The sequence below is a fragment of the Enterococcus canintestini genome (assembly GCF_001885735.1).
Classification (GTDB): Bacteria; Bacillota; Bacilli; order Lactobacillales; family Enterococcaceae; genus Enterococcus_C; species Enterococcus_C canintestini.
In genome coordinates, this window is the sequence record NZ_JXKG01000008.1 from 51,573 (window position 1) to 67,214 (window position 15,642).

The 15,642-nt window shown below is 35.7% G+C and carries 15 protein-coding genes; 2 read left to right on the forward strand and 13 right to left on the reverse strand.

Annotation, left to right across the window (positions count from 1 at the left end):
• Positions 1-55 precede the first annotated feature (55 nt).
• From thrS to RU96_RS06455, 4 genes are all read right to left on the reverse strand, one after another.
• Entirely contained in the window at positions 56-1,996 is a 1,941-nt protein-coding gene (gene thrS, locus RU96_RS06440) for a threonine--tRNA ligase (RefSeq protein ID WP_071864720.1), read from the reverse strand.
• 287 nt (positions 1,997-2,283) lie between these two features.
• The gene (locus tag RU96_RS06445) at positions 2,284-2,460 is read right to left on the reverse strand and encodes a 2-hydroxymuconate tautomerase (RefSeq protein WP_071864721.1); all 177 of its coding nucleotides are present in this window, start codon (positions 2,458-2,460) and stop codon (positions 2,284-2,286) included.
• A 138-nt stretch (positions 2,461-2,598) separates the two neighbouring features.
• A complete protein-coding gene (locus RU96_RS06450) occupies positions 2,599-4,422 on the reverse strand; it encodes a heavy metal translocating P-type ATPase (RefSeq protein ID WP_071864722.1) in 1,824 nt (607 codons plus the stop codon).
• A 112-nt stretch (positions 4,423-4,534) separates the two neighbouring features.
• Positions 4,535-5,398: an aminoglycoside 6-adenylyltransferase gene (locus tag RU96_RS06455; RefSeq protein WP_071864723.1), complete on the reverse strand. Its 864-nt coding sequence runs from the start codon at positions 5,396-5,398 to the stop codon at positions 4,535-4,537.
• Positions 5,399-5,531: 133 nt separating this feature from the next.
• Between RU96_RS06455 and helD the strand changes: the two genes are divergently transcribed.
• Positions 5,532-7,811, forward strand: coding sequence for an RNA polymerase recycling motor HelD (gene helD, locus RU96_RS06460; protein ID WP_071864724.1), 2,280 nt, complete (start codon positions 5,532-5,534; stop codon positions 7,809-7,811).
• Positions 7,812-7,909: 98 nt separating this feature from the next.
• On the opposite strand, the gene RU96_RS06465 is transcribed toward helD, so the two are convergent.
• Positions 7,910-8,557 (reverse strand): hypothetical protein, encoded by a 648-nt coding sequence (locus RU96_RS06465; protein ID WP_071864725.1) that lies wholly within the window; start codon positions 8,555-8,557, stop codon positions 7,910-7,912.
• A gap of 302 nt (positions 8,558-8,859) precedes the next feature.
• Here RU96_RS06465 and RU96_RS06470 point away from each other — a divergent pair, with 302 nt between their 5' ends.
• Positions 8,860-9,507, forward strand: coding sequence for a DUF998 domain-containing protein (locus RU96_RS06470; RefSeq protein WP_249024154.1), 648 nt, complete (start codon positions 8,860-8,862; stop codon positions 9,505-9,507).
• Positions 9,508-9,572: 65 nt separating this feature from the next.
• Here the strand turns inward: RU96_RS06470 and RU96_RS06475 are convergent, their stop codons facing one another.
• The 8 genes from RU96_RS06475 to RU96_RS06510 form a co-directional block, all read right to left on the reverse strand.
• Positions 9,573-9,968 (reverse strand): DUF805 domain-containing protein, encoded by a 396-nt coding sequence (locus tag RU96_RS06475; RefSeq protein WP_071864727.1) that lies wholly within the window; start codon positions 9,966-9,968, stop codon positions 9,573-9,575.
• Between the two features lie 280 nt (positions 9,969-10,248).
• Positions 10,249-10,806: a hypothetical protein gene (locus RU96_RS06480; protein WP_071864728.1), complete on the reverse strand. Its 558-nt coding sequence runs from the start codon at positions 10,804-10,806 to the stop codon at positions 10,249-10,251.
• A 402-nt stretch (positions 10,807-11,208) separates the two neighbouring features.
• Complete coding sequence (locus RU96_RS06485; protein ID WP_071864729.1) at positions 11,209-11,928, reverse strand: YebC/PmpR family DNA-binding transcriptional regulator; 720 nt, start codon at positions 11,926-11,928, stop codon at positions 11,209-11,211.
• 95 nt (positions 11,929-12,023) lie between these two features.
• On the reverse strand, positions 12,024-13,187 hold the full coding sequence (locus RU96_RS06490) for a nucleotidyltransferase (protein ID WP_071864730.1): 1,164 nt from the start codon (positions 13,185-13,187) through the stop codon (positions 12,024-12,026).
• Positions 13,188-13,293: 106 nt separating this feature from the next.
• Positions 13,294-14,028, reverse strand: coding sequence for a class I SAM-dependent DNA methyltransferase (locus RU96_RS06495; RefSeq protein WP_071864731.1), 735 nt, complete (start codon positions 14,026-14,028; stop codon positions 13,294-13,296).
• Position 14,029: 1 nt separating this feature from the next.
• Positions 14,030-14,371 carry a ribosome silencing factor gene (rsfS, locus tag RU96_RS06500; protein ID WP_071864732.1) on the reverse strand — a complete coding sequence of 114 codons (342 nt, stop codon included), beginning with the start codon at positions 14,369-14,371 and terminating at the stop codon, positions 14,030-14,032.
• A gap of 48 nt (positions 14,372-14,419) precedes the next feature.
• Positions 14,420-15,010 carry a bis(5'-nucleosyl)-tetraphosphatase (symmetrical) YqeK gene (gene yqeK / locus RU96_RS06505; protein WP_071864733.1) on the reverse strand — a complete coding sequence of 197 codons (591 nt, stop codon included), beginning with the start codon at positions 15,008-15,010 and terminating at the stop codon, positions 14,420-14,422.
• Entirely contained in the window at positions 15,000-15,638 is a 639-nt protein-coding gene (locus tag RU96_RS06510; RefSeq protein WP_071864734.1) for a nicotinate-nucleotide adenylyltransferase, read from the reverse strand. Before RU96_RS06510 ends, yqeK begins: the two co-directional genes overlap by 11 nt.
• Between the last annotated feature and the right edge of the window lie 4 nt (positions 15,639-15,642).

Genomic DNA, 15,642 nt, shown 5'->3' on the forward strand with positions numbered 1-15,642 from the left:
TTTCTTAAATTACTTTACCATAAAAGAGTTAAATTAGGCAGGACAGCTTAAAAATTTATACGCGACTGTAGTTAGCTACTTCTGCTGCAATTGCATCCACAAAAATATTTAGTTCTTCAACTGAAGTTTCTTTACTTCCATAACGACGAACGTTTACAGTTGCATCTTTTACTTCATTATCCCCTACAACAAGTTGATATGGAATTTTTTGTGTTTGTGAAGCTCGAATTTTATAACCCATTTTTTCATTTCGGTCATCGACTTCAACCCGAATTCCTTTTGCTTGTAGACGTTCTTTGATTTCATAAGCATAATCAGAATGTGCTGCAACAGAAACTGGAATAATTGTTGCTTGAATTGGCGCTAACCAAGTTGGAAATGCACCTTTGTAAACTTCTGTTAAATAAGCTACAAAACGTTCCATTGTAGAAACAATTCCGCGGTGAATAACGACCGGACGATGAGTATTTTCGCCATCTTCACCGACATAAGTCAACTCAAAACGTTCAGGTAATAAGAAGTCTAATTGAATAGTAGACAAGGTTTCTTCCATCCCCATCGCTGTTTTCACCTGCACGTCAAGTTTTGGTCCGTAAAATGCTGCTTCTCCTTCAGCTTCAAAATAGTCTAAGCCTAATTCATCCATCGCTGCTTTTAACATTGTTTGCGCGTTATCCCACATTGCATCATCATCAAAGTATTTTTCAGTATTGTTAGGATCACGATAACTCAAGCGGAAACGATAATCTGTCACGTTGAAGTCTGCATAAACCGCAATCATCAAGTCCAAAGTCCGTTTGAATTCATCTTTAATTTGATCCGGACGCACAAAAGTATGGCCATCATTTAATGTCATTTCCCGTACCCGTTGTAAACCAGATAAGGCACCAGATTTTTCATAGCGATGCATCATGCCAAGTTCTGCAATTCGAATTGGTAGTTCCCGATAAGAATGAATATCATTTTTGTAGACCATCATGTGATGCGGACAGTTCATTGGACGTAAAACAAGCATTTCGCCATCGCCCATATCCATCGGTGGGAACATATCTTCATGATAATGATCCCAGTGACCAGAAGTCTTATATAAATCAACATTGGCCATAATTGGTGTATAAACGTGTTGGTAACCTAAACTTACTTCTTTATCGATAATATAACGTTCAATAATCCGGCGAATTGTAGCACCTTTTGGTAACCAGAAAGGAAGTCCTGAACCAACTTCTGGTGAAACCATAAATAAATCTAATTCTTTTCCTAATTTACGGTGATCGCGTTCTTTTGCTTCTTCTCTTTGTTTAATAAATTCTTTTAGATCTTTTTTATCAAAGAAAGCTGTCCCATAAACACGTTGCATCATCTGATTATCGGAATTACCACGCCAGTAAGCACCCGCAACAGATAATAGTTTGAAAACTTGAATACGACCAGTTGAAGGAACATGTGGGCCACGGCACAAATCAACAAATTCTCCTTGACGATAGGCTGTAATTGTTTCATCTTCTGGCATTTCATTAATTAATTCGACTTTATAAGGGTCTGCATGAAACAAATCCAATGCTTCTGCTTTTGATAAAACCAAGCGTTCAATCGGTAAATTTTCTTTCACGATTTTCATCATTTCTGTTTCAATTGCTGGTAAGTCTTCGGCTGTGATTGGATGTTGACCGTTATCAGTATCATAATAAAATCCACTGTCAATCGCAGGGCCTACGCCAAAGTGAATATTCGGAAATAAACGACGGGCCGCTTGTGCCATTAAATGAGCAGCAGAATGGCGAAGTAAAGGTAACGCTTCTTCATCAGCTGGGGTAATAATTGCTAAGGTAGCATCTTCATTAATTGGACGATTTAGGTCTACTAATTCGCCATTAACTTTTCCCGCCAAAGCTTTTTTTGCTAAGCTATTAGAAATACTAGCCGCAATATCTTTTGTTGTACTACCTGATTCAAATTCTTTTTTTGCACCATCAGGAAATGTAATTGTAATTGCCATAGATAATTCCTCCTTAAATAATAAAAAAAGTCCTAGCGCTATAATAGCACTAGGACGTGATTAACGTGGTTCCACCTAATTTTAAGACATATTTTCGTCTTCTCTTTTGCCGCTAACGGTTGCCACCGCCTAAGATTAATTAGGAATAAGTAAAGTGGTCATCCTTTGGTTTTCTGTTGGAAAACTTTCAGCAGTTGTCTTCCTCTCTGTTACAGACTCTCAAAATCAGTTGGCTTTACAAGTTGAATATATTTAAACACTTCTTTTAAAAAAATGCAAGAATAAACTTACTTAAATTCACCATTAACAGCATAAGTACCTTTTTTCATTTCATTAATAATCACATGAATATGTTCTTTTGGCGCACCGGTATTCTTATGAACAGCTTCAGTAATATCTTTCATCATTGCAGTCAATTGTTCTTTACTACGTCCTTCAACTAATTCAACATGGACAAATGGCATATTATTCACTTCCTTTTTTAAATTACCTCTATTTTAACCTTAAACAAGTCAAAATGTCCCGCACAAAACTGAAATTATTGCATAAAATTTGAAACTTTATTTTCGATATTTTTTATAAAGATACTCTATTAGCTTATGCTAATGGCCTAAACTTAATTTTTTCCTGGTATCTTTATTTTTACGATCGTTTTTGGCCCGTAATGCACTTAAAATGGAGACCGTATCAACAACCTCTTGTAACATCGCACCGATTAACGCAGGAATCACCCCCGTGCTAGCAACTAGCATCAAACCAACACAGATAAAAATTCCGATTAAAACTGATTGTCGGGCGATTTTCATTGTATCTTGCGAGATACTAACCGCTGCTGCAACGCTACTTAAATCATCCTTCAAAATAACAGCATCTGCACTTTCAGAAGCCGCTGAAGAACCGTGAGCTCCCATAGCAATACCGACATCAGCAATCGCTAAAGCTGGCGCATCATTAATACCATCACCGATCATCACTAACGGCCGATCTGCTTTAGTGATATTTTTTAAAACGTTAATTTTATCTTGTGGCAGACATTCGGCATGAACTTCTTTAATTCCAACTGCAGTAGCTGTTAATTCTGCAATTCCTTTACGATCGCCAGTTAACATAATTTCCTTATCGACACCTAAATTACGTAATTGGGTAATCGTAGTTTGAGCTTCTGGCCGTATTTCATCTGCAAAAGTTACACTTCCGATGTATTGATCATCTAACGATGCAAAAATCATCGTAGCATCACCAGCAGAAATACTAGCGTGGGCAAATTCTGCCCGCCCAATTTTGATGACTTTGCCATCAATCTCACCTTTTACACCAGAACCAACAACTTCTTCTAAGTTTTTAACCGGTACTAATTCTACTCGTTTGGTAGCATAAGAAACAAGTGATCGCGCTAAAATGTGCAGTGATTCTTGTTCGGCACTGGCAAGATAGCTCAAAAATTTATCTTCTGGAAAACCAGCTACAGGATTTATCGCTTCTACTGTTAATTGGCCTTTGGTAATGGTACCTGTTTTATCAAAAGCAATGGTCTTAGCTTCGGCAAGTTTTTCGATTGTAGTACCTGTTTTCACCACAATACCATTACGACTTGAACGACTCATGCCTGCTACTAATGCAACTGGAGCTGCTAAAATCAAAGGGCAAGGAGAAGCTACGACTAAGACTTCAGCAAAACGGACCGGATCTTTCGTAACAAACCAGGCAATCCCCCCAATAAGATACGCAATTGCAGTAAATGGCACAGCGTAACGGTCTGCCATCCGCACAAAATGAGCGGGTTTTTCTTGCGATTCTTTTACAAGTTTAACGATTTGTTGATATTGTGAATCTTCAGCTAGTGAAGTTACTTGATAAACCAAAGTTCCCTCACCATTTATAGCTCCAGACATAATGTCATCTCCGCTATTTTTATCCACTGGCCGAGATTCACCAGTTAAAGAAGATTCATCGACACTACCTTCTTGTAAGGCAATCCCATCAACAGGGACAATTTCATGGGGCTTAACCACTAAAATATCGCCAACTTTAACCTTATCTAAAGTTAAATCTTCTAAGCGATCCCCATTTTTTCGATGCGCAACTTGAGGAGAATTATCTAATAGAGATTGTAATTCACGGCCTGCTTGACGACTGGCATAATCTTCTAAACTATCTCCGCCGGTCAACATGATTAAAATCATCAAACTCGCCCAGTATTCCCCAACTGCTAAAGTAGCGACAATAGCCGTAATCGCTAAAATATCCACACCATAACGGCCAGATCGCAATGTTTTTACCATTTCAATTAACATGGTAAAGGCCATGAAGCCACCCACAATTGTTACGAGTAGATAGGCCCACTGTCCTTGTTTCAAAACAAACTCAAAAAGACAAGCTATGACTCCTACCACTAAAGTTAAAAAGAATTTTTTAAAATGACTCATTTCCATCCCCTACTTTCCCAACTTGAATAGTTCAAGCTTCACTTAAAGGATAACTTGCTTATTTCCAAATGAAAATAGAAAAGTGCTAAATGAAAAAAAGAATCATTTACAATTAGCTTTGATCATCCTGATGCTGCCAATTGTGACTGTATTTCTTCACAGCATTGGCTGTTTTAGCATCATAAAAAAAACCACTCATTTCAGCAAATTTTACAGCTGTTTGATGAAAAAGGTTTTGGGTTTTATAAAGACTCTGCCAGATTTTTTCACCAGTAGTAAAATCCAGCAAATCAAGCAGTGATTGTCTTATTTCATCAGACAAATAATTTAGTAAATACTTATCGTTTTTGCCAATACTAACGCTACATCCTTGTTCTAAAGCAACTTGCCAACTCAGCAAACGACGTAATTCCTTTTGACAAATGTTATAAAGATGATCAGTAGCATATAACCATTCCTTACGCCATAGACCTTTAACTACATAAGTGGACACCCACCAAAACTCATTACAACAATCTGTAAATTCCGCTTGACTCGGCGCTTTTTGAAGATATAAGGAATCAGGATTTGTTTTCTTAATATCTGCAAGTAAATTTTGAGGATCCCACAAAGGTAAAACTACTTTTTCTGTTTTTAACCAATCTGGCAGATTTTTTATAGGACAAAGCATTAAATCAATGCGGTTATTATCTTCAAATAACATTAAAAAGGTAAAACAATCTCCTAAAGTAGCTGGGAACAAAGTCATTTCCTCAGGACATTGCATAATTAAAATTTCACCAAAAGCTTTTAACCAACTGCGCTCTTTTAATAAACTATCTTTTTCATCTACTAAGTAAACGACATCATAATCTTGAAATATATCTTTGGGGACGTGAGGATTTGCACGCGAGCCAGAAAGCGCTACGCCTTTGACCTGAGGTAATTTTTGAGCTACTTGTTTTATTAATGCTAACATTTCATCTTCCTTACGCATTGTTTCTTCCTTTCTCATTTACATAAAATTTTAAAAAAACTTTGAAAGCAGTAACCTTTTTTTCAGAGTCGAACTTGTGCTATAATTTTATGGCGTGATTTTATCACACACATAGGAAATGGAGGCTTGTTTAATGGATGAACGTGCCAAAGAAAAGCAGCATGTCGCATGGACTGTTGCACTTATTCAAAATGAAGAACAACTAATTAAAGAACAGCAACAACAGCTAAGTGGCAAGATGCAAGCCGAATTAAAAGAAGTTGCCGATCACCAAATCCGAGGCGGTTCCGATGAGTCTTTTTATGAATCTGCAATGGAGTATCGCCAACATGAGCAAGAACTACTCTTGAAGTATCACACAGCCGAAAGCCAAGTAAAACGTTTAAAAACACTTAATACAATGGAAGGAAATCCTTATTTTGCGCGGATTGATTTTAAAGAAGGACAAGAAAATAAAGAAACACTTTATTTAGGTATTGCTTCTTTACGGGATAAAAATCAAGAAACCATCGTCATCGATTGGCGCGCACCAATTGCCAATCTTTATTATGAAGGTGAATTAGGTCCAGCTTTTTATGAAACCGACCACGACCGATATGAAGTAGAACTTTTATTAAAACGCCAGTTTAAAATTCAAGATGGGCAAATGCTTTCAATGGTGGATACTTCTGAAGTAATTAATGATGAATTTTTATTAGAGATTTTAGATGAAGCATCTTCTTCTCAAATGAAAAATATCGTCTCCACGATTCAAAAAGCCCAAAATAAAATTATTCGCAATACAACGAGCAAAGTCATGTTAATTGAAGGTATCGCAGGTAGTGGTAAAACTTCTGCCCTTTTACAACGAATTGCTTTTTTACTTTATCGTAATCGTAAATGGTTGGCTGATGAACAAGTTCTCTTATTTTCACCTAACCATCTATTTTCTGATTATATTTCAATGGTTTTGCCTTCCCTTGGAGAAAGTACTGTCCCAACTCGAACATTCCGCTCTTTTATGGACCAGTTATTGCCACAATTTACGATTGAAAAAGAAGCTGAGCAAGAAGTTGTCTTTTTATCTGGCAATGAAAAACAAAGCGAGCGACTAAAAAGCAGTTTAGTTTTAGTCAAGGCTATTAAAAATTATATTAAAGCAATCACCGACTTAGGACCGTTATTTCGTAATTTGAAAATTAATGGAGAAACTTTGATTTCAACAAAACAAATGCGCACTTGGTATCAAGAAACAAATCCAAATTTACCACTTTACCAACGGACACAATTATTGCAGACAAAACTATTGAAAAAAGTTGGTGGCCTACAAAAAGACGAAGCCAAAAAAACTTGGGTAAAAGAGGCCGCCGAAGAAGAATTACAACAATATTTTGCAGATCATCCTAACTTAACTGATTCTGAAGAAAACGAACGAAAATTACGCAATCAGATTAAAAAACAAATTGTAAAGCGCCACTTTCACAGTATGGTTAAAAGTATTAATCGTTTCCAATTTATTAACTTTTCCAAACAATATTTGCATTTTTTACAAAACGTTTCTAAAAAAACTTTAACTGAAAATCACGTGACTGTAAATCAATGGCAAGAAAGTCTCGAAGCTACCCGCGACTTATTAAAAAATCGCCTGTTAAAACAAGAAGATGCTGTTTTATTCTTCTTACTATTAAAAGGATTGCGACCAGTTGACTTACCAGTCAATGCTCGTTTCATTTTTATCGATGAAATGCAAGACTTTCCACCTGCACAAGTGGCGCTATTACGGGAGTTGTACCCCCAAGCCAACCTTACGCTGTGTGGAGATTTAAATCAAAAAGTCTTTGGTAATGAGACCATTGTCGGTAATTTAGCTGCCCTTTTCCCAGATCAAGAAGTAACCCGATACCAATTAACAACAAGTTATCGATCCACTAAAGAAATTACAGACTTTGCCAATCAATTTTTATCAGAAGAAGATACTGTGGAAATGACTGCCAGAAAAGGAGATCTACCAACCCTAGTAACTGGCTTTAATAAAACGGAATGTCTGAATTATTTAATAAATGATTTAAAAGAAAATGAAGCAAAAGCTCAATATTGGCGGACAGCAATTATTTGTCGGACCAGTCAAGATTGTGTTGCTCTTTATGAAGCGCTAGACGAAAAAATGAAACAAGAGATTCAATTAATTATCTCGGAAGAGGATTTCATGAAACGACGTATTATGATTATCCCTGCTTACCTAGCGAAAGGCTTAGAATTTGATCGTGTCTACGCTTGGCAAATTGACGATAGTTTTAAGACGTTACAGGATCGGTTAATTTTTTATACTATTGCAACTCGGGCGATGCACGAACTAACCGTTATTAGCCATGAGCCCCTCTCACCATTTTTTGACACAGCGGATCCATTAACATTTAATAAAGTCGTTTTATAAAAACTCAAAATTTCACTAACAAGAATGAAAATACCCAAACTATCACAAACGATTGGTTAGTTCTAAAAACTAGTAAATCGCTGTAATAGTTTGGGTTTTTAAATGAATAATGGCATCTGTGGATATTTTAATTGAATAATATTTAATATCATTTTAAGTTCTGACAACTGCTTTTTATCTTCTTCATCAAATAGTTTCGCGTGACGTCCTACCAAACCATTATCAATTAAATGATGTTTTTTATTCCATGTTTTAAAATCATTCAAGTTTTGACACTGGCTTACAGGTAATCCAGCCGCATCTATTATTTCAGACAGACGAAAAACTAAAAAGGCGCTGTCAATCACTGTATATTCTTGATATTTATGAGATTTTTCTTGATTTTTACGATCTCTTAAAATTACTTTTTGAGGTTCATTTTTCAAATACCAATCCAATAGTATAAAAAAACCCTCTAAACGAAATTCTTCAGCAAATAATTCATAACTCTCAGGGTTTTGGCGAAAAACCAAAGGAATCAAATAATTACGACGATAAATAAGCATTGGCGCTTGGGTCACACTGTAGTAAACATAACGATTCAAGTAACCAGCTCCACGAAAATCACCTAAGCGATACCCTTCCACCCCAAAGCGTTGACATCGAGCAGCTAAGGTAGAACACGCACCGACTGATACTGCTAACTCCGCTTTTTGTTCATAGTCGCTTAAAATGCGATCAAAAGGTTCCAAACTGATTTTTTCCAAACAACAACACCACCTCAAAGATAACGTTTTCTCTTCAATAGTATAGCATAATTTCATTAAACCATTTGCAGAGAAAATTCGAAAAAATAAAAAAATTCATTTTCTGACAATAATATCAGCCAATTTATACTTCAATAACTAAATCATAAGTCAAATTGGAATTTTTTAAACGTTGGTATCAAGATAATACCGTAATTTTTTCTACCACTTATTTGTTTATTTTTTGAAAAGACATAATAGTTTTCAAGAGATAAAAATAAGTCTAAAATAAATATGAAAACAAATGAAAACATACTGGAGTGATGGTATTGAAATTATTAAAAGAATATGGCTTTTACCTGCTGCTATTAGCCATTATCAGTGAAATTGCACTCCCTTTTATTTTGGCGCACTATTATCCCAATTACAGCCAAATAAATAATTTAATTTCAACTTTCGGTGAAACCGATAGTCCGACAAAATGGGCCTTTAAAATTTGGGAAATTATTAATGGCACCCTTTTTGTTTTAAGTGCCCCAGCAATTTATGAACGATTTAAAGAAACCAATCAAAAGTTTTCTCTTATTCTTTCGTTAATGGTGGTTGTTTTTGGAATTGGCGATTGTATTATCACTGGTTTATTTGATCGCGCCGCAAATGAAAGTGAGGTTGATTTTACTTCCTTATTGCACAATTATGCTTCTGGCGCAGGCTTCGTTGCACTTTTGTTAGGAACATTCCTTTTGTTTTTACTTTATCGCCAAGAAAAAAATGAAATTTTCATCGTCTTTTTGCCCCTCATTTTTATTGCCGCTATGGTATTTATGTTTTTATTTGCAATGCCAAAGATTCCGATCATCAGCCAATTTCAAGTTTCCCATCGTGGTTTATGGCAAAGATTGAATTTGTGGTTTTTGTATTTACCTTATTTTCTCAGTGCTATTCAAAGTCTTTTAATAAAAAAAAGCTAAAAAACAAGCCTTCATTTTTAATCCTGAAGGCTTGTTTTTTTACTTTTTCTTTTAGTATCAATTGGCTACAGCTCCGATTGATTGATCGGCCAGCGGGTGTTGGCTTTACTTGGTAAAATTAAAGTGATGAAAATAACGATATTACCAATTAAAGGAATCAAGTAAAATAAAATCCACCAGTTACTGTGGTTGCGATCATGTAGACGACGTGCGCGTACAGTAAAATTAGCCAACCAAATTAGTGCGCTCAATAGGACAAAAACTAACGTTACTGCATTCCATTCTTTGATAATTGTACCGTCATCAGCTGTAATTTCAATATAACGGTTAACTCCTGTCACAACCGAATAGATTGCTAATACTAAATAATTAATAACTTGCGGCCACCAATATTGCCCTCTTTTGGCAGATGCGTTCATAACAGTCATGTTATGCCAATATTCTTTATAAGCATTAATCATTTTAACACCTCCTATTTTACTATCCCAAAGCCTATAGCAGTTGTCAAAATTTAAGCTTAAAATCCTTTTAATAAATTCACCAATCATTTATTTTATTTAGAAAGCAATTTATAAATAAAGTTATAAACGCCAACAAAAAGATAAATGAACCCACAAGTGCCGCCTAATTAATCATAGCATCTCCATTTAGCCCATAAAATTTTGAACTTACTGAAAAAAGATTAAATTTTTATAGGCCAGTACTTGTTCAAACTACTTTCTTGATATGAAGAAAGAATTTTTAATTCACATCGAAGGATGTAATCACTTCTTGGGCATTTAAATTTAACACGCTAATATTTACCACTGTGCCACCGCCACCCCATTTTACCAGTGCTAAATCGCCATATCTTCTAAAAACTGGAACGTTGCCAACTCCATTTTGATATTGAAAACTATACCAACCAGAAGTGGTAGTTTCCTCTTGAAAGCCTATGTAATTTCCAGTTGCTTCAGGAGTCAGAGTGTTCCAAATTTTTTCAGCAACTTCATCTGTCATTGTCGTATCAATCGTATGCGATTCTGCTTTCAATTGTTGTAATTCTGTGTTTTTTTCAGACAATGTTTCCTCAAGTTCTGAAATTTTCTGCTTATTTGTTTCTGCACTTGCTAATTCTTTTTCTTTTTCGAGTAATTCTTTTTTCAATGATTCAACTTCAGTCATTAAAGAATTGGTAGTACTAGCATTACTAGTTGATGTAACATTTGTTTGACTTTTTGATGTTTCATTACTTATTGAGCTACAAGAACTTAAGATAACTAGGCTTACAAGTAATGTTGCAAATCCAATCTTTTTCATCAATTTCTCCTTTAATAAATTTTTTTGTAATTAAACGAATGCTAAATAGCTAATAAAACCAGACAAGTAGATACATAAAAAGGTTTAAGTGAAGTAGAAATATGTATTTTGAGATAGTTTTTTATGTACTTAACATCCCCTTAAATTTGCTACATATATATGAGTTTAACACGTTATTTTTGAATTTTAAACCACATTTTTCCGCTTACAAAGAATATTTTTTAATTCTATTAAACTAATTTATTTTTTATACTTTTTTCAATTCTCAAAGAAACTAGCTTAGAAAAAAAGACCAACGAATTTCTTCGCTGGTCTAAATTATCTTATCTTACAAAATTTATGTTGTACTACTTTTTAAACAAAGTGCCGTTTCATACTGACACTTTTCCTAGTAAATCAAAACTAATCATCTAATTCTACATTATGGAAAATACGTTGCACATCTTCTAAATCATCCAAGGCATCGATCATTTTTTCAAATTTTTCCAAGTCTTCACCGGTTAATTTGATTTCATTTTGAGGGATCATTTGAATTTCAGCTACTGAAAATTCACTGATTCCTTTTTCTTTCAACGCTTCTTGAATGCTGTTGAAATCTTCCGGTTCACCGTAAACAATAATTTGATCATCTTCTTGAATTACATCACGAACATCGATATCTTTTTCCATTAGATATTCTAAAATTTCGTCAGCATCTTCACCGGCAAAACCAAAAATTGCCGTATTATCAAACATATAACTAACCGCTCCAGAGACACCCATGTTCCCGCCATTTTTACCAAAAGCAGCTCGTACATCTGCTGCAGTACGGTTCACATTGTTTGTCAAAGCGTCAACGATAACCATTGAGCCATTTGGTCCAAAACCTTCATAACGCAATTCTTGATAATTTTCATCGCCAGAACCTTTTGCTTTTTCAATCGCACGATCAATGATGTGTTTTGGCACATTATACGTTTTCGCCCGTTCGATAACAAAACGTAATTTTTGGTTAGCGTGGGGATCAGGATCACCTGATTTTGCTGCTGCGTAGATTTCAATCCCAAATTTTGCATAAATACGGCTGTTTGCACCGTCTTTTGCGGTTTTTTTCGCGACGATATTTGCCCATTTACGTCCCATACTTTCACTTCCGTTTCTATTATTATTCAACTGACGAAAAAACGTCCTTTTCCATTATACTTGTGTCACAGCTTTATGTGAAGTGTTTTTTTACATCAATTCACTATAAGTGGCATCTGACCGAAGTTTTGTTCTTTGATCTCTTTACTGGCTAAACGATAAACTTCATCTGAGCGTAGTGTTAAAGGTACTTGTTTTGCACCACTTTTCCCTACTCGCGCTAGGATAGGCCAAGTAACATTTTTTTTGATTTGATTTAAATATTTTTGCCCATTAGCCGTAAAACCTAAGATCCGCAAATAGTTATTTTCCCATGCATTTGTGATTTCTTTAGTACGTATATTTAATAAAACATAGCAGAGTTGGCGTTGAATGCGGGTCACAGTAAAATGTTTTGATTTCACGTCTTTTAAAAACGTTGTGAACTCACTTTGTTTCACTGCTACTTCTTTTAATTTTAAAGCTAACCCTAATTCCATTTGATAAATTACTAATAGTTCTTCTACTGTGCTGCTTATTAAACGATAGCGCAAATAAGGCCAAAATTGCTGCCACGAAATAGCAGGTTGTTTCAATGCTTGCGCCATTTCCTCTGGTACAAAATCTGCAACATTTTCATTTGTTGCCAGTAATCGCCGAATTGCCGTTGCACTGGCAATTTTCTCATCTGTAACCGCAAGATCATGATACCCAGCTTTTTGTCGCTTAATCGCAATTAAATTCATTGGCTTTGGTAATTGTGCATTTTCTTTAGCGTAACTTAAACCTAAGATATGATTAGGTAACACTTGTTCAACCGGTGGCAAAGCAAAAAGCGTTTGATAAACCTCTTGCATAATTTGAGGATAAGTTCTTTTTTGATCCGCTTTTTCTTTAAAAAGGGCTGCTACTTCTTCTGCTCTAAAATTTAGTTGGTGACCAAAATAATTATAGTCAAAAGAAGTTTCATAGTCGGTACCAAAACACAAGCTTTCACACTGTAATTGTGCTAATGTTTGGACACTCCCATTGGCAAAAATATCTGCTGCTTGGCAGGCGTATTGAAAAGGGAGTTCTACCACTAAATCCGCTCCATTTGAAAGGGCTGCTTGTGCTCGTTGCCATTTGTCTACCACAGCAGGTTCTCCCCGCTGTAAAAAATTACCACTCATTACTGCTACCATTACATCGGCCTGGCTTTTTTCGCGGGCTTTTTTGAGATGATAAAGATGGCCATTATGAAAGGGATTATATTCAACAATTACGCCACATGCTTTCATCGATTTCTCCTTTACTAGCAAAAAATGTAAATATCTTAGTCCTAAACAAAGATATCCGAACTCAGCATGTTTCATACTAACACACAAAGTTCGGATAAAGGTTTAATTATTTTTGACAGACAAAAAACCAACGGCGCGTTTTTTCATTGGGTTCACTATCAGTAAAATCTCCCAAACAGGCGACTTGGCTAAAACCTGCATTTTCTAACATTCTTTGATAAAGCTCGAGCGAATAAGTACGCTCTTTATGCAATTCATCACGACGTTCAAACAAATCACTTTCTGCATCTTGGGCGACAAAGAAAGTTAAAAAATGTTCAATACTGTTGGGAAGTTCTCCTGCATAACTTTCCCACAAAAAGGCAAAATCATCCGTTTGATAATGGTAATTATAATCAGGAAAAACTTCATTAATTTGATAAAGAGAGTGAACATCAAAAATAAAGATACTTTCATCTTTTAAAATTTGATAGACGCCATCAAATACTTGTTGCACAGCTTGTTCATCTGGCATATAGCATAATGAATCTGAAAAACAAGTCACTGCTTCATATTCGCCAATATCATTTAAATCTAGCATGTCCCCTTCAATAAACTGAACGGAAACATCCGCTTCAAGCGCTCTTTGACTTGCAATCATTAACATTTCTTCAGACAGATCTAACGCTGTTACATCATAACCAGCTTTGGCAAAGCGACAGGCTAAAGCACCTGTCCCACAAGCTAGTTCCAAAAGTTGTTTTTTTCCTTTTAAGTGGCGCTTTGAAAATTCATACCACTTTTCATAGAGGCTTTTATCCATTACTTCATCATAGACAAAAGCAAAAGTTTCATAGGCCATTTTAAGACACAAGCCATGCGTTTAAGTCGACTAAAGGTGCGTCAGACCACAATTTTTCTAAATTGTAAAATTCGCGTTCGCTCGTGCTAAAGACGTGAACGATCACATCGCCTAAGTCAATTAAAACCCACTTAGCACCATCTTTACCTTCAATCCGTTTAATGGCAACTCCTTGTTCTTCTTCTTTTTCAACAATTTCATCGATAATTGCATTGATTTGACGTTCACTATTGGCCGAACAGATTAGAAAATAATCCGCTAACAGTGAAATCTCCCGTACATCTAACGCAATAATATCTTGCGCATGTTTTGAATCAGCAGCTTTTACAGCTGTCTGTAAAATATTTTCACTTTCTATGGTGATTCCCTCCTAAAATATATCTTTCTGTAATTAAATGTGTTTTGCAACCCACTTATTATATGTCTCAATTGTTTTGGGGTAGATTGGTTTTCCTTGTTCAATCAAATACGTTAATGTATGTTTAGTTTCATAAGCTACCGCATCATCTAAATTAACCAAAGCAATTTCTCTTGCTTCATTTACACCAGGAAAATCACGGCCTGGTTCAATAAAATCTGCGACATAAATAATTTTAGCTAAAAGTGACATTTCAGCAGCGCCTGTTGTATGCAACGCAATTGCATTCAGAATTTCTTCATCATCAATGCCAAGTTCACGTTGAACAAAATCAGCTCCAACAATGCCATGCCAAATCGCGTTGTTCCATTTTAATAAGGCTAAATCAAAACCATCGCGACGAATAACCAATTGGAATTCTTCATCACTTCGTTCTTTTGCATAATCATGAGTTAGCGCAGCAATACTTGCTTTTTCAGGCGAGGCACCATATTTTTCAGCTAGCGCAATCGCGGTTTCTTCAACGCCTAAAACATGTTTGAAACGTCTTTCGCTCATTTGCATTTGCACTTTTTGCATTAACAATTCACGATCCATTGCCGTATAATTATCACTATATTTCATCAAGATACAGCCCCTTTTCTAAAATATAGTTTAACACAGGATCAGGTAGAAAGTAGCGAACAGAGCATCCTTGCGCAATTTTTTTCCGAATCTCAGAAGAACTTAAATCCATTTGGGGGATATCTACCCAGATAATTGGATAAGGTGTTTCTTGACTGTAATTTGGCCGTTTCACCCCGACAAATTGAACCAAATCGATCAGTTCATCGATTTGACGCCATTTTGGCAAATACGCCACCATATCACCGCCAATAATGAAATAAAAATCGACATCAGGGTTTTGCTCTTTTAAAAGCTTCATGGTTTCAATCGTATAACTTACACCTTGTCGCTTTATTTCAATGTCTTCCACTTTCAAGCGCGGATTATCTGCCACAGCCAGCTCCAACATCGCCAAGCGATGTTCTGGCGCAATTGTTTTTTTTGCATCGACATGAGGTGGCAGATATTCAGGCATTAAGCGTACTTCATCCAGGCCCAAAAGTTGACCAACTTGATCGGCAATAATTAAATGCATCAAATGAACAGGATTAAAATTTCCTCCTAAAATTCCAACTTGTTTCCGCCGCTTCGTATTAAGAGGAGCAACTTTAACATTGGGCACAACATCAATTGTCACTTTTTGCATCTGC